Origin of the sequence: Streptomyces hyderabadensis (assembly GCF_020404845.1) — a bacterium.
GTDB lineage: Bacteria > Actinomycetota > Actinomycetes > Streptomycetales > Streptomycetaceae > Streptomyces > Streptomyces hyderabadensis.
On sequence record NZ_JAIOJZ010000005.1, the window covers coordinates 143,182 to 158,140 of the forward strand.

At 75.1% G+C, this 14,959-nt stretch carries 14 protein-coding genes; 10 read left to right on the top strand and 4 right to left on the bottom strand.

The window, feature by feature from the left end:
• The first annotated feature begins 86 nt into the window (after positions 1-86).
• From K7854_RS06495 to K7854_RS06515, 5 genes are all read left to right on the top strand, one after another.
• Positions 87-887: a slipin family protein gene (locus tag K7854_RS06495; protein ID WP_226025390.1), complete on the top strand. Its 801-nt coding sequence runs from the start codon at positions 87-89 to the stop codon at positions 885-887.
• Between the two features lie 89 nt (positions 888-976).
• Complete coding sequence (locus K7854_RS06500) at positions 977-2,374, top strand: PhoX family protein (protein WP_226025391.1); 1,398 nt, start codon at positions 977-979, stop codon at positions 2,372-2,374.
• A gap of 68 nt (positions 2,375-2,442) precedes the next feature.
• Positions 2,443-3,966, top strand: a complete 1,524-nt coding sequence (locus K7854_RS06505) for an FAD-dependent oxidoreductase (protein WP_226025392.1) — start codon at positions 2,443-2,445, stop codon at positions 3,964-3,966.
• Positions 3,967-4,052: 86 nt separating this feature from the next.
• On the top strand, positions 4,053-4,937 hold the full coding sequence (locus K7854_RS06510; RefSeq protein ID WP_226025393.1) for a polysaccharide deacetylase family protein: 885 nt from the start codon (positions 4,053-4,055) through the stop codon (positions 4,935-4,937).
• A 17-nt stretch (positions 4,938-4,954) separates the two neighbouring features.
• Complete coding sequence (locus K7854_RS06515; protein ID WP_226025394.1) at positions 4,955-5,173, top strand: hypothetical protein; 219 nt, start codon at positions 4,955-4,957, stop codon at positions 5,171-5,173.
• On the opposite strand, the gene K7854_RS06520 is transcribed toward K7854_RS06515, so the two are convergent.
• Positions 5,165-5,839 (bottom strand): ABC transporter, encoded by a 675-nt coding sequence (locus K7854_RS06520; protein ID WP_226025395.1) that lies wholly within the window; start codon positions 5,837-5,839, stop codon positions 5,165-5,167. The genes K7854_RS06515 and K7854_RS06520 overlap by 9 nt on opposite strands.
• Complete coding sequence (locus tag K7854_RS06525; protein ID WP_226025396.1) at positions 5,836-6,693, bottom strand: ABC transporter ATP-binding protein; 858 nt, start codon at positions 6,691-6,693, stop codon at positions 5,836-5,838. Before K7854_RS06525 ends, K7854_RS06520 begins: the two co-directional genes overlap by 4 nt.
• 67 nt (positions 6,694-6,760) lie before the next feature.
• Here K7854_RS06525 and K7854_RS06530 point away from each other — a divergent pair, with 67 nt between their 5' ends.
• The 4 genes from K7854_RS06530 (at position 6,761) to K7854_RS06545 (ending at position 11,593) form a co-directional block, all read left to right on the top strand.
• Positions 6,761-7,510 carry a peptidyl-tRNA hydrolase gene (locus tag K7854_RS06530; RefSeq protein ID WP_226025397.1) on the top strand — a complete coding sequence of 250 codons (750 nt, stop codon included), beginning with the start codon at positions 6,761-6,763 and terminating at the stop codon, positions 7,508-7,510.
• A gap of 120 nt (positions 7,511-7,630) precedes the next feature.
• Positions 7,631-8,956, top strand: a complete 1,326-nt coding sequence (locus K7854_RS06535; RefSeq protein WP_372481004.1) for an MbnB/TglH/ChrH family RiPP precursor modification enzyme — start codon at positions 7,631-7,633, stop codon at positions 8,954-8,956.
• A gap of 117 nt (positions 8,957-9,073) precedes the next feature.
• A complete protein-coding gene (locus K7854_RS06540) occupies positions 9,074-9,871 on the top strand; it encodes a TIGR04222 domain-containing membrane protein (protein ID WP_226025399.1) in 798 nt (265 codons plus the stop codon).
• Positions 9,872-9,988: 117 nt separating this feature from the next.
• Positions 9,989-11,593: an alpha/beta hydrolase gene (locus tag K7854_RS06545; RefSeq protein WP_226025400.1), complete on the top strand. Its 1,605-nt coding sequence runs from the start codon at positions 9,989-9,991 to the stop codon at positions 11,591-11,593.
• Here the strand turns inward: K7854_RS06545 and hemQ are convergent, their stop codons facing one another.
• Together hemQ and hemG are read right to left on the bottom strand one after the other, a co-directional pair.
• Entirely contained in the window at positions 11,594-12,325 is a 732-nt protein-coding gene (gene hemQ / locus K7854_RS06550) for a hydrogen peroxide-dependent heme synthase (protein ID WP_226025401.1), read from the bottom strand.
• 4 nt (positions 12,326-12,329) lie between these two features.
• The gene (gene hemG / locus K7854_RS06555; RefSeq protein ID WP_226025402.1) at positions 12,330-13,814 is read right to left on the bottom strand and encodes a protoporphyrinogen oxidase; all 1,485 of its coding nucleotides are present in this window, start codon (positions 13,812-13,814) and stop codon (positions 12,330-12,332) included.
• 137 nt (positions 13,815-13,951) lie between these two features.
• Between hemG and K7854_RS06560 the strand changes: the two genes are divergently transcribed.
• Positions 13,952-14,932, top strand: a complete 981-nt coding sequence (locus K7854_RS06560) for a DUF4349 domain-containing protein (RefSeq protein ID WP_226025403.1) — start codon at positions 13,952-13,954, stop codon at positions 14,930-14,932.
• Positions 14,933-14,959: the final 27 nt, after the last annotated feature.

The following is a 14,959-nucleotide window of genomic DNA, read 5'->3' on the forward strand; positions in this document are numbered from 1 at the left end:
CCGGGTCCCGGGCATGGCCCCGGACCCGGCGGCGGGCCTATCGTGACAGGAAGGGTGAAAACCGTCCTCCGAGTGAGGAGGTCGCCATGGTCCAGGAGCTTCTGACCGCGGCCGCCGCCGTCGGCAGCGCGGGCGTCCTCTACGTCGCCGCGGCCGCGCGGGTCGTCCGGCAGTACGAACGCGGCGTGGTCTTCCGGCTCGGCCGGCTCGCGGGTGAGGTGCGCGGCCCCGGGTTCACCATGATCGTGCCGTTCGTGGACCGGCTGCACAAGGTGAACCTGCAGATCGTCACGCTGCCCGTGCCCGCGCAGGAGGGCATCACCCGCGACAACGTCACGGTGCGGGTGGACGCGGTGGTGTACTTCAAGGTCGTGGACGCGGCCAACGCGCTGGTCCGGGTCGAGGACTACCGGTTCGCGGTCTCGCAGATGGCCCAGACCTCGCTGCGCTCCATCATCGGCAAGAGCGACCTGGACGACCTGCTGTCCGACCGGGAGAAGCTGAACCAGGGGCTGGAGCTGATGATCGACAGCCCCGCGGTCGGCTGGGGCGTGCAGATCGACCGGGTCGAGATCAAGGACGTCTCGCTGCCGGACACCATGAAGCGCTCGATGGCCCGCCAGGCCGAGGCCGACCGGGAGCGGCGGGCCCGGGTGATCAACGCGGACGCCGAGCTGCAGGCGTCGAAGGTGCTCGCGGAGGCGGCCCGGGAGATGTCCGAGACGCCCGCGGCCCTGCAACTGCGGCTGCTGCAGACGGTGGTGGCGGTGGCCGCCGAGAAGAACTCCACCCTGGTGCTGCCCTTCCCGGTGGAGCTGCTGCGGTTCCTGGAAAAGGCACAGGAGCACCCGGTCGACCACTCGGCCGGGCATCCGGTCGAGCGGTGACACGAGCTACGCGCGTGGTTCCCGGGACTCCTGGCAGGTGATAGACACGGCGGGGTCACAGTCCTGTCCGCCAGCAGGAAGGTTTCCCCATGTCCACGTCCCACAGCGCGGCGACCCGCCGCCAGGTGCTCGCCCGTACCGGAGCCCTGGGCGCAGGCATCGCCTTCACCGGCGCCCTGTCCGAACTCTTCGCCGGCACCGCCGCCGCCCAGCCCCTGGGCCACACCGGCTACGGCCCGCTCGTCCCCGACCCCGACGGACTGCTGGACCTGCCCAAGGGGTTCCGCTACCGGGTGCTGTCCCGCGAGGGCGACCGGCTGCGCTCCGGGGAGGGCCCGGTGCCGTCCAACCACGACGGCATGTCGGCCTTCCCGGGGCGTTCCTCCGGCAGACACGGCCGCACCACCCACCTGGTCCGCAACCACGAGAACCGAGCCGACGGCCGCGTCCCCGTCCCCACCGTCGAGGGCCTGACGTACGACCCGGAGGGCAAGGGCGGCTGCACGGCGCTGGAGCTGGACTCCCGCAACCACGTCCTGTCCGAGCGCGTCGCCATCGCCGGTACGGCCGTCAACTGCGCGGGCGGGCCGACGCCCTGGCACACGTGGCTGACCTGCGAGGAGACCGAGGACCGGGCCGGGACCAACGGCTACACCAAGGACCACGGCTTCATCTTCGAGGTCGACCCCGTCGACCCGCACCGCACCGGCGCGGTGCCGCTGACCGCGATGGGCCGCTTCCAGCACGAGGCGATCGCCGTGGACCCGCGGCGCGGGGTCGTGTACGAGACGGAGGACGCCTTCGAGCGGCCGTTCGGTCTCTTCTACCGCTTCCTGCCCGAGAAGCCGCTGGGCGGCCGGGGCTCGCTGCGGGCGGGCGGCAGGCTCCAGGCGATGCGGGTGCCCGGCGTGCCCGACCTGTCCTCGATCCAGGAGACGGGCGCCACCTTCGACCGTATCGAGTGGGTGGACGTCCCCGACCCGCTGGCCGACGGGACGCCGATCCGCTTCCAGGACTTCGGCCGGGGCGGCATCACCCACGCCCAGAAGCTGGAGGGCTGCTACTGGGGCGGGAGCAGCGTGTACTTCGTGTCGTCCTTCGCGCACAGCGCCGAGGGCTCGGCCGCCGACCACTACGGCCAGATCTGGCGCTACGACCCCGAGCGGCGCCGCCTGACCCTGGTGATCGTCTTCGGCCCGGACACCGACGTGCAGCTGCCGGGCGAGTCCCCGGACAACATCTGCCTGGCGCCCAGCGGCGGCCTCATGGTCTGCGAGGACGGCAACGGCGCGCAGCACGTCTTCGGCGTGACCCGGCGCGGCGAGGTGTACGCCATGGCCCGCGGCGCGCAGAACATCGGCACCGAGGAGGAGCCCGAGTGGGGTGAGTTCGCCGGTGTCACCTTCTCCCCGGACGGCGACACGATGTACGTCAACTGCTACACCCCCGGCACCACCTTCGCGGTGACGGGTCCCTGGCGCAGGTAGCGGCCGGGGTCCGAGGCGGGGCGCACCGTCCGGTCACTGAAGCCGCGGCCACGGGGTACCCGGGCCGCATGACTCAGAACGTGCAGGTCAACGGCTCGTACTGGCTTCAGACGGCACCGGGCGGCGCGCCCCGTCCGGCGCTCGCGGAGGATCTCGACGTCGATGTCGCCGTGATCGGGGCCGGTGTCGCGGGGCTCAGCACGGCCTGGGAGCTGGCGCGGGCCGGGCGGAGCGTGGCGGTCCTGGAGGCCGGGCGGGTCGCCGCCGGGGTCACCGGGTACACCAGCGCCAAGCTGACCGTCCAGCACACCCTGGTCTACGACAAGCTGCGGCGCACCCGCGGCCCCGAGGGCGCCCGGCTGTACGCCCGCTCGCAGTCCGAGGCGATCGAGCACGCCGCCGGGATCGTCGCCGAGCTGGGCATCGACTGCGACTGGGAGACCCGCGACGCGTACACGTACGTCCGCGACCCGGGCCGGGTGGACGAGGTGCGGGCGGAGGCGGCCGCCGCGAAGGAGGCGGGGCTGCCGGCGTCGTTCGTGACGGAGACCGGGCTGCCGTTCCCGGTGGCGGGCGCCGTGAAGGTGACCGGGCAGGCCCAGTTCCACCCGCTCAAGTACCTGCGGGCGCTCGCCGCGGACCTGGAGGCGCACGGCGGGCGGATCTTCGAGGACACCACCGTCCAGGGCCTGGACGAGGGCGAGCCGTGCCGGGTGAAGACGGAGGCGGGAGCGACGGTCACCGCCCGGGACGTCGTGGTCGCCACCCACTACCCCATCTTCGACCGTGCCCTGCTCTTCGCCCGTCTCTCCCCGCGCCGGGAACTGGTGGTCGCCGGGACGATCGAGGCGGACCGCGACGTGGACGGCATGTACATCACGCCGGAGGAGAACACCCGCTCGGTGCGTACCGCGCCCCTGGACGAGCCGGGCCGCCGGCTGCTCCTGGTCACCGGGGAGCACTTCACGCCGGGCACGGGCGACACCCGCGAGCGCTTCGAGCGGCTGGCCGTCTGGGCGGACGAGCACTTCCCGGGCGTCGACCGCACCCACGCCTGGGCCACCCAGGACATCGACCCCACCGACACCGTGCCGATGGCGGGCCCGCTGCACCCGGGCGCGCACCACACCTACGTCGCCACCGGCTTCGGCGGCTGGGGACTGAGCGGCGGCATGATGGCGGGCCGGCTGCTCACCGCGCAGATCACCGGCGAGGAGTGCGCCTGGAGCGGGCTGTACGACCCGCGCCGGCTGCGCACGGCGGTGCGTGAGGCGCCCGCGCTGCTCAAGACGCAGGCCGAGGTGGCCCGGCACTTCGTCGGCGACCGGCTGCGGCCCGCGCCGCCGGTGGACGCGCTGCCGCCGGGCGAGGGCGCGGTGGTGCGGGCGGGCGGCGACCGGCTCGCGGTCTACCGGGACGAGGCGGGCGCCCTGCACGCCGTCTCGCCGCGCTGCACCCACCTGGGCTGCCTGGTCGACTTCAACGCGGCCGAGCGGGCCTGGGAGTGCCCCTGCCACGGCTCCCGCTTCGCCACGGACGGCACGGTCCTGGAGGGCCCGGCCACCAAGCCGCTGGAGCAGCGGGACATCTGACGGCGGCTGGACCGGCCGGGTGAGAGCGGCGGCACGTCGACGGACGTAGTCATACAAACCGAACATCCCACTCCTACGTTCGTACGGTGATCTCTCTCGTACGACGCGCCGCCGCGCTCTGTGTCCTGGGCGCCGCCCTCACCGCCTGCGGAACCACCGGGACCGAGGTGGCCCCCCGCCCGGCACCCTCGGCCCCCGCCCCGTCCCCGTCCCCGTCCCCCTCCCGGACGCCCACGCCCACCCTCGCCCCCGGCCCCGCGGGCCTGACCCCCGTCTTCGAACACGGCCCGCGCACGGGCGGCACGAAGGGCGGCGCGCAGGACGGCAAGCTGGTCGCCCTCACCTTCGACGCCGACATGACCGCCGACCAGGGGCCGCGGGCGGCCTCGGGCGAGCGGTTCGACAACCCGGGGCTGATCGCGGCGCTGCGGGAGCTGAAGGTGCCGGCCACGGTGTTCATGACCGGCCGCTGGGCCGAGGAGTACCCGGACCAGGCCCGCTCCCTCGGCCGTGACCCGCGGTTCGAGATCGCCAACCACTCCTACAGCCACTACGCCTACACCGACGACTGCTACGGCCTGCCCACCGTGTCCGGGGACCGCATGCGCTCGGACCTGGAGCGGGCGTACACCGCCTTCGAGAAGGCCGGGGTGCCGCACCCGATGCCGTACTTCCGCTTCCCCGGCGGCTGTTACGACCAGGCGGCCCTCAAGGAGCTGTCGGCCACCGGGGTCACCGCCGTGCAGTGGGACGTGGTCAGCGGGGACGCCTTCGCCACCGACGCCGACGCGGTGACCCGGCAGGTGCTCGACGGGGTGCGGCCGGGTTCGGTGGTCGTCATGCACTGCACGCGCAGCGCCGCCCCGGTGACCGAGGAGGTGGTGCGGGCGGTGGTGCCACAGCTGCGCCGCCAGGGGTACCGCTTCGTGAAGGTCTCGGAACTGATCGGCGCCGCGAACGGGCGCGCCTGACGTCCTACGCTGGAGACATGACCAGCGACCACGACCAGGACCCGGACGGCCCCGGCTGCGAGCCCGGCGGCTACTGCCTGATCGACGCGTCCCGACCGCCGAAGGCCGAGGGCCCGCCGTATGCGGAGTGCGTGCAGTGCCGGGAGCCCACGGAGTATCCGGAGTCGTACAAGGGCATCACGCTCTGCCCGGTCTGCGAGTGGCAGGAGGCGCAGCGCACCGCCTGCTCAGGCTGACGGCCCGCGCGAGCCGAGCGCACAGGCCGCGGCGACCGCGGCCACGGCGACGACCGCCGCCCCGGCCAACGGCAGCAGCGGCAGCGGGACATCGCCCGACCTCGACCCGGCGACCAGGTCGCTCACCGCCGCCCGCGCCGGGGAGCCCGACGCCACCAGCGCGAGCAGGGCCGCCAGCAGCAGGGCGGGGACCGCGCGCCCGGGCGAGCGCAGCACCGGCCAGGCGGTGAGCGCGCCGACGGCGGTGCCGAGCAGGGCGCACGCCAGCGCGGCGAGCAGCCCGGCGCCGGCCGCCGGGAGCGGGGGCACGCGCGTTCCGTGACCGGTGCTGACGGGATCACTGATCAGCGTCACCGCGACGGTCGCCGTCGCGCCCAGGACGATCGCGGCGGCCAGTGCGACGAGCACGGGGGCCAGGTGGGCCCGCACGGGACCGCGCGCCGCCGACACACACCCGCGCGCGGCGGCCGGCTCGGACGTGACGCAGATCCGCACCAGCCAGGCCGCGACCGGGAGCAGCACGGCCGCCGCCCAGCCCAGCGAGTCGAGCACCGGCTGCCCGCCCTGGACGCCGATGCCGAGCGCGGCGGCGTACAGGACGACGGGCGGCAGCCAGCGCTGGGAGCGCAGCAGGAGGGCCGTCTGGTAGCGCAGGAGGGCGGTCATCGGTGGTCCTCGGGGGTGTGCACGCGCACCACGTGCCAGGGCGGCCGGGCGGTCAGGAGGGTGCGCAGCAGGACGTCGGAGTGCGAGGCCGCGACGGTGAGCGTGTGGGAACCGGGGCCGGTCTCCTCCGCCGAGGCGGCCACCCGGCGGGCGTCGGCGGGCAGGGCGGCACCGGGCGGTCCCTGCACCCCGACCACGACCCGCGGCCCGTCCGGAACCGGGGTGGCCGGCCCGGTACGGCGGTGCAGGGTGCCCTCGCGCACGGTGTACACGGCGTCCGGCGCCCCGGCCAGGCGGCCCGGATCGTGGTCCACGAAGACGACGGCGCCGCCGGCCCCCGTGCGCTCGGCGACCGCCCGTTCCAGTTCCGCCCGTGCGTCGGCGTCCAGCCCGGTCCAGGCCTCGTCGAGGACCAGCAGCTCCGGCTCGGCGAGCAGCGCCTGCGCCACCGCCACCTTCTGGCTGCTGCCCTTGGACAGCCGGGTCAGCGGCGTGTCGGCGTACCCGGCGGCGCCCAGCCGCTCCAGCCACTCCCCGGCGGCACGGGCCGCCGCCCGGCGGGTCAGCCCGTGGACGGTGCCGAGGTGGGTGAGGTACCGCGCGGCGGTGAAGGGCAGGGCGGGCGGGAAGCGTTCGGGGACGTAGGCCGTGCGCGGGCGGCCGGTGACGCGGCCCTCGGTGGGGGCGTCGATCCCGGCGAGCAGGCGCAGCAGGGTCGACTTGCCGGTGCCGTTGGCGCCCTCGACGCGGACGAGGGAACCGGGTTCCACGCCCAGGTCGACCCCGCGCAGCACCCAGGGGCCGCGGAGGCCGTAGCGGCGGCCCACGCCGTCCAGCCGTAGCTCGGGTTGCATGGGGGTCATACTCTCGCGGCCGGGAGGCCCGGCGGGTCCGGGCCGGGAACTTGGCAGACTGTAGGGCGTGAGCAACGATCCGACGACGCCCGTCCCCGCCCCCACCCCCGACGCACCCGTGCCCGACAGTCCCTTCCGTCCCGAGCCCGGCGACCGCGACCTCGCGCCGCAGTTCGTGCTCCCGCTGGTGGTGCGCATCGAACGGGCGGCGCCGCCGTCCCGTACCGACGCGCTGGAGACCGCGGCCCGGGCGGTGCTGGTGATGCTGGGCGACGAGCGCTCGACCGGTGACGGCGAGTGGGCGCGGGCGATGCGGGACTGGCAGGACGCCCGCATCCGCAAGGTCGTGCGGCGGGCCCGCGGCGCGGAGTGGCGGCGCGCCGAGGCGCTGCCCGGCATCACGGTCACCGGCAAGAGCGCCGAGGTGCGGGTCTTCCCGCCGGTCCCGCTGGACGGCTGGCCCAAGGACCTGGCCCGTCTCCAGGTCTCCGGCACCGACCTCGACGACCCCGAGCCGCCGGCCGGTGCCGACCCCGGCGCGCCGGTGCTCTGGCTGAACCCGGACCTGGAGATGTCGGCGGGCAAGGCGATGGCCCAGGCCGGTCACGGCGCTCAGCTCGCCTGGTGGGAGCTGTCCGAGGACGAGCGCACGGCCTGGCGCGACGCGGGCTTCCCGCTGTCGGTGCGCACCGCGGACCCGGCCCGCTGGACCGGCCTCACCACCGGCGGCCTGCCGGTGGTGCGCGACGCGGGGTTCACGGAGATCGCCCCGGGCTCGTGCACGGTGGTGGCGGACCACCCGGCGCTGCGGCGGTAGGAACCCCGGGGTGCCGAAAGCTCAGATGTTGCTCTGAACAAGCCGCCTCGGGGGTTCGCCCCGGGCGGGGTGGGCGATACCCCCGACATGTGCGCTGGAGGGGAGGCAACCATGGAGCGCTTGGCACCGCTGGGCACCGGTATCGGGTGGCGGCCGGAGATCGCGGACGTCGTCGAGGGGATGCCCGGCATCGACTGGGTCGAGGCCGTGTCCGAGAACCTGTGTCCCGGGCACCTGCCGGACTCGCTGCTGCGGCTGCGCGAGCGCGGGGTGACCGTCGTGCCGCACGGGGTCTCGCTCGGGCTCGGCGGCGCGGACCGGCCGGACCCGGGGCGGCTGGCGGCGCTGGCCGAACGCGCGCAGGTCCTGGGGTCGCCGCTGGTCACCGAGCACATCGCGTTCGTGCGGGCGGGCGGCCCGCTGACCGCGTCGCCGCGGATGGAGGCGGGACATCTGCTGCCCGTGCCGCGCACCCGGGACGCCCTCGACGTGCTGTGCGAGAACGTCCGCATCGCCCAGGACGCGCTGCCCGTGCCGCTCGCCGTGGAGAACATCGCCGCGCTGGTCTCCTGGCCGGACGAGGAGCTGACGGAGGGGCAGTTCCTGTACGAGCTGGCCGACCGGACCGGCGTGCGGCTGCTGATCGACGTGGCGAACCTGCACACCAACCACGTCAATCTGGGCGAGGACCCGGCCCGGGCGCTCGGCGAACTGCCCCTGGAGGCCCTCGCCTACGTCCATGTCGCGGGCGGTTTCGAGCGGGACGGCGTCTGGCACGACAGCCACGCCCACCCCGTTCCGCGGCCGGTGCTCGACATCCTGACCGACCTGGCCTCGCGCGTCGCACCGCCGGGCGTGCTGCTGGAGCGGGACGAGAACTTCCCCGGCGGCGACGAGTTGCACGGCGAGGTGGAGGCGATCCGCACCGCCGTGCAGCAGGGGCGGGCGGCCCGTACGGCGGCGGCCGGCAGCGGGATCGCCGCCCGCACCTCGCCCGCCGGCAACGACGCAGGCTCCGGCGCCGACGACGCCGTACGGCAGCGGCTCGGGCTGGCGCAGGCCGCGCTGCTGTCGGCGCTGGTCGCGGGGACACCGGCGCCCGAGGGGTTCGACCGGGTGCGGCTGGGGGTGCAGGCCCGGGCGCTGGCCGGGAAGCGGGCCGACGTGGTCGCGAAGGTCGCGCCCGAACTGCCGGTGATCCTGGGGACGCGGTACCGGCCGGCCTTCCTCGCCTACGCCCAGACCCGCCCGATGACCGGGGGCTACCGCCGGGACGCCCTCGACTTCGTCGCGCACGTGCTGCGGACGGCGGCCCGGGACGAGGAGCCGGTTGCGCGGCGGGAGTTGCGGGAGTGGTGGCTGGAACGGTCGGGTCCGGTGCCGCGGTCGACGCGTCCCGGGGTCCGTCTGGCCCGTGCGACCAGGCGCGTTCTGCTGCGCCGCTGAACCGCGGGCGCACCCGGGCGGACATCCTCAAACGGAACGTCACATACCCACAACGCTACGTCCCGGAATGTGAACAGGGCATGGCGCAGGCGAAAGCGCTTGGCATAGAAGTACGGCATGTTCTGGGTCCTTTTCCTCCTGTCGGCCTGGGCCGTCGCCGGCCTCGCGTGCCTGCGGCTGTGCCTGGCCGCCGTGCGCGCGGCGGCCGTCGAACCGCGCGCCGCCGTCGCTGACCACACGCTGACGCTGTACGAGGCGGCGTTCCTGTCCGGCGGCCCGCGGCGGGTGGCCGACCTGACGCTGGTCTCGATGGCACGCCAGCGCCGGCTGCTGCTCGCCCACACCGGCTGGGCGACCGTCGTCGACCCCTGCGGCCGGGACGACATGGAGCGCTCGGTCATCGGGGCGATAGGGCCCGGGGGGCAGTCGCGGATAGCGCCGGTACGGGCCGCCGCGGCCGCCGCCGACGCGGTACGGAGCCTGGCCGACCGGCTGGTCGGAGCGGGTCTCGCGCTGCCCGAGGGCGGCGCCGGTGGCGTCGCGGCCGGGGTGCGGCGGGTGCGGGTCGCCGCGGTGAGCGTGTGCGCGCTGGGCCTGGTCGCCCTGGCGCTGCCGCTGCCCGCCACCGAGCCGCGGCTGCTCATCGCCCTCTGGTTCGCGCTGCCGCTCGCCCTGACGCTCGGGTGCCTCGCCATCACCCGGATGGAGATCCACCCGTACTCGCGCTGGGCCTCCCCCGCCGGGCAGCGGCTGGTCGGCGCCCTCGTCCGGCAGGCCGACGGCACGGCGGACGACCGGACCTTCCTCACCTCCGTCGCGGTGCGCGGCGTGCACGCGATCGGCGAACCGGACCTGCGCGCGGCCTTCGCCCACCGCGAGAAGCATGCCGGGGACCACTGGGAGCGCCAGGCCTGAGACGCCGGGGGCGCACGGAGGCACTCGGCGGCGACACCCGCGGGCGGTGCTTGCCCCGCCCGGCCGGTGAACGAAACATCCCTTGTGTCACTCCCCGTGCCACCGAAGGGATACGCGATGCGAGCTGCCGCCCTCTACTCGGCCGCCGGGTCCTTGCTGCTGCTGACCGCCCTCGCCGTCGCCCCGGCCCGGGCGGCGCACGAGGCCGGGCCCGGGTCCGCCGAGGCGCGCGGTACCGAGGTGGCCGCCCGGCGCGCGGCGGCGGCCGGGATCGAGTTCGGCAGCTGCCCGAAGGCGGCGGAGCTGCCGGCCGGCCTGCGCTGCGGCACCGTGTCCGTGCCGCTGGACTACGCCCAGCCCGACGGGAAGCGGATCGAGCTGACCGTCAGCCGGATGCGGGCCACCCACAAGGACCCGGAGGACGCCGGGCGCGAGGTCCCCGGCCGGGGCGCCCTGCTCTACAACCCCGGCGGCCCCGGCGCGTCCGGGCTGTACTTCCCGCTGGTGGGCATGGTGCCCGAGTGGAAGCGCATCGCCGCCGCCTACGACCTCGTCGGGTACGCCCCGCGCGGGGTCGCCCCCTCCGCCCCGCTGTCCTGCCAGGACCCCGGGGACTTCTTCAAGGGGCCCCGGCCGGCGCCGGCGCGGCCCTCGGACGCGTACAAAAAGCAGCGCGCCGCCGAGGCCGAGGCGTACGCACGCGGCTGCGCGGAGCGCGGCGGGGACGGCCTGCGGCACTACCACTCGCTCAACAACGCCCGCGACCTGGAGGTCCTCCGCGCCGCGCTGGGCGAGCGGCGGCTCACGTTCATGGGCGCGTCGTACGGCACCTATCTCGGCGCGCTGTACGCCGAGCTGTTCCCCTCGCACGTGCGGCGGATGGTGTTCGACGCGGTGGTCGACCCCGACCCCGAGCGGATCTGGTACCGCAACAACCTGGAGCAGTCGGAGGCGTTCGAGGACCGCTGGGACGACTTCAAGGAGTGGGTCGCCGGGCACGACGACGTGTACGGGCTCGGGGACCGGCCGCGGAAGGTGCAGGACGCCTACGAGGAGGCGAGCGCGCGGCTGGCGGCGGAGCCCGCGGGCGGGACGGTGGGGCCCGCGCAGTTGCAGGGCGCGATGCTGAAGGCCGGGTACTACGACGACTACTGGCCGCACCGCGCCGAGGCGCTGTCGGCGTACCTGAAGGGCGATCCGCAGCCGCTGATCGACCAGGCGGGGACGCGGACCGCGGAGGGCGCGGCGGGGGCGGAGAACTCCAACGCCGTGTACACCGCCGTCGAGTGCAACGACGCGCCCTGGCCGACGGACTTCGCGGTCTGGGACCGGGACAACACCCGGCTGGCCCGGCGGGCGCCGTTCGAGACCTGGGACAACGTGTGGACGAATCTGCCGTGCGCCTACTGGCGGGCGCCGCGGCAGCGGCCCCTGGACGTGCGCACGGCGCCGGGTGAGCTGCCGCCGACGCTGATCCTGGCCGCCGAGCGGGACGCGGCGACGCCGTACGAGGGCGCGCGGGAGCTGCGGCGGCGGCTGGCGGGCTCGGTGCTGGTGACCGAGCGGGACGCGGGGACGCACGGCATCGCGGGCGGCCCCAACGCCTGCGTCAACGGCCACCTGGAGGCGTACCTGCTGGAGGACCGCCTCCCGGCGCGGGACACGTCGTGCGCCCCGCGCCCGGAGCCGAAGCCGAGGCAAGCCACGGCACCGAAGGCCTGACTAAGCCAGCCCGGCGACCAGCTCGCCGATGTCCTTGCGGCGCCCCGTGAAGAACGGGATCTCCTCGCGGACGTGGCGGCGGGCCTCGGAGCCGCGCAGGTGGCGCATGAGGTCGACGATGCGGTGCAGTTCGTCGGCCTCGAAGGCGAGGATCCACTCGTAGTCGCCCAGCGAGAAGGAGGCGACCGTGTTGGCGCGCACGTCCGGGTAGCCGCGGGCCATCTTGCCGTGGTCGGCGAGCATGCGGCGGCGGTCCTCGTCGGGCAGCAGGTACCAGTCGTAGGAGCGCACGAACGGGTAGACGCTGATGTAGTCGCGCGGCGTCTCGTCGGCCAGGAAGGCCGGGATGTGCGAGCGGTTGAACTCGGCGGGGCGGTGCAGCGCCATGTTCGACCAGACCGGCTCCAGCGCGCGGCCGAGCTTGGTGCGGCGGAAGAGGTTGTACGCCTCCTGGAGCTGGTCGGCGGTCTCGGCGTGCCACCAGATCATCAGGTCGGCGTCGGCGCGCAGACCGGACAGGTCGTAGGTGCCGCGGATCGTCACGTCCTTGGCGGCGAGCTGGTCGAACAGCTCCTGGACCTCGTCGGCGTACCCGGCACGGTCCTCGGGGAGGGTGTCCTTGAGCTTGAACACGGACCAGAGGGTGTAGCGGATGACCTCGTTGAGGTCCTTGGCCAGCTTGCCCTTGTTCGGGATCCGCTCGGCGGCGGGGGTGGAGGCGTCGTCACTCATGGCCCTATTCTCCCGCTCCGCCGTGCAGGCTCTGCACCGGGTGGGCGGTGAGCTGCTCCACACCGCGCAGGTCGCCCCGGATCTGGTCGGCGGCGGCGTAGGCGCTGGCGATGCTCGCCGGGATGCCGACGCCGTCGTAGGCCGCGCCGCACACCGCGAGCCCGGGGAGTTTCGCGACGTGCTCGCGGACCCGGGCCACGCGCGCGTGGTGACCGACGGGGTACTGCGGCAGGCCGTCCTGCCAGCGGGTGACGCGGGTGGCGACCGGCTCGGCGGTCAGCCCGGTGGCCTCGGCGAGGTCGTGCCGGGAGACGGCGACGAGGCCCGCGTCGTCGCGGCCGAGGATCTCCGTGTCGCCGTACCGGCCGACCGAGGCGCGCAGGACGACCAGGTCCGGGTCCTCGTCGGCGATCCAGCCCCACTTGCGGGAGGCGAAGGTGGACGCCTTGATGGTGTGCCCGTCGACCGGCGGCACGAGGAAGCCGCTGCCCTCGGGGAGCGCGGCGGCCTCCGAGCGGCGGTAGGCGAGGGTGATCAGGGCCATCGAGGCGTACTCCACCGCGGACAGCTCGGCCGCGGCGGCGGGCGCCTCGGCGCGCAGCAGCCCGGCGGCGGGCCCGGCCGGGACGGCGACGACGACCGCGTCGGCGTGCAGCACCCGGTCGCCGGCGACGATCCGCCAGCCGTCGGACGCGGTGCGGCGCAGCTCGGTGACGGGCGCGCGGGTGACGATCTCGCCGCCGCGCGCGCGGACCGAGTCGGCGACGGCGGGCGGCAGGGTGCCGATGCCGCCCTCGATGCCCATGAACACCGGGCCGCTGGGCGGTGAGGTGGCCGTGCGGCCCTGGAGGGCGCGGACCGCCTCGGTGAGGGAGGTGTGGGTGCGGGCGGCCTCGAAGAGCTGGGGTACGGCCGAGCGCAGGGAGATGCGGTAGGCGTCGCCCGCGTAGACGCCGCCCAGCAGGGGTTCGACGAGGCGGTCGACGACCTCGCGGCCCAGCCGCGCGGCGACGTACTCCCCCACCGCCACGTCGTCGCCGACCTCGGTGCGGGGCAGCTCGGCGTCGCGCTCGATGCGGGCGAGCCCTTCCTCGGAGAGCACGCCGGACAGGGCGGCCGCGGTGCCGGGGACGCCCATGACGTGGCCCTTGGGCATGGGGCGCAGGGCGCCGCGGGTCCACAGCGAGGCCGACGCGGTGGACGGCGGCTGGAGGCGGCCGGCGAGTCCGGCGGCGCGGGCCAGGCCGACGGCCTCGGGGCGGCGGGCCAGCATCGACTCGGCGCCGAGGTCGACGCGTACTCCGGCGATCTCGCCGGGCAGCAGCTTGCCGCCGACGCGGTCGGACGCCTCCAGGACGGTCACCCGGGCGCCGCCCTCCAGGAGGCGGTGGGCGGCGGCCAGTCCGGCGATGCCGGCTCCGACGACGACTACGTGTCCGGGTCCCGCTTCCGGTGGGAACTCACCCGTTGGGGTCTCGCTTGCGCTCATGACCCCAGCGTCTCAGACGTCACCGACGGTCCCGCGAGTCCGGACCGTGATCTCTTCGGAACCGTTCCGCGCCGTCGTGCGGGCCCCCGCGCGCGTCGTAGTGACATCAGTCGCTACGACCCCGGGGGGTACCCACGATGCAGACACGACGGGCAACGACGAGAAAGTGCCTGCCGCCCGCCCGCGCCCTGGCCGGCCTGCTGCTGGTCACGGCGCTCGCGCTCACCGGCTGCAGCGCGTCGGACTCCGGGTCGGACGCGGGCGGCGGAGCCAAGGCGGCCGCGCCGCAGGAGGGGGCGCGGGCGGAGGGCTCGCAGGCCGACGGCAAGGCGGGCGCGGCCGGTGAGGCCGGCACCGGCGCGAGCGCCCCGCCGAAGCTCGCCCCGGCCCACATCATCCGCACCGTCTCGCTGAGCGTCCAGGTCGAGGACACGCCCAAGGCGCTCGCCGCGGCCCGCACGGCCACCGAGGACGCGGGCGGTTACGTCGGTGACGAGTCCACCACCCGGGACGCGGAGGGCCACGAGCGGACCGAGGTGACGCTGCGGGTGCCCGTGGAACGGTACGAGGACGTGCTCGACGAGCTGGCGGGCGCCGGGAAGCTGCTCAGCCGCAAGGCGAAGGCCGAGGACGTCACCGACCAGGTGGTGGACGTGGACAGCCGGGTGAAGTCGCAGCGCGCCAGCGTGGCCCGGGTGCGCGAGCTGATGGACCGGGCGACGGAGCTGGACGACGTGGTGACCCTGGAGGGCGAGCTGAGCACCCGCCAGGCGGAGCTGGAGGCGCTGCTGGCCCGGCAGGCGGCCCTGAAGGACCGCACCAGCCTGGCCACCATCACCCTGTCGCTGTCGGAGACGCCGATCAAGCACGTCGAGAAGAAGGACGACGAGGACCCCGGGTTCCTGGACGCCCTGGCCGGGGGCTGGGACGCCTTCGTGACGATGCTGCGCTGGCTTGCGGTGGTGCTCGGCGCCGTGCTGCCGTTCGCCGCGGTGGCGGCGCTGCTCGTGCTGCTGTGGCTGCGGGTCGTACGCCCCCGGCTGCCGCGCCGCCCGGCACCGGCGGCGGCACCGCGCGGGGCGGCGGCGCCCGGTGCGGAGGGCGGCGGCGAGGACTGAAGTGCCCCGCCCGCGTAGCGTGTTCGC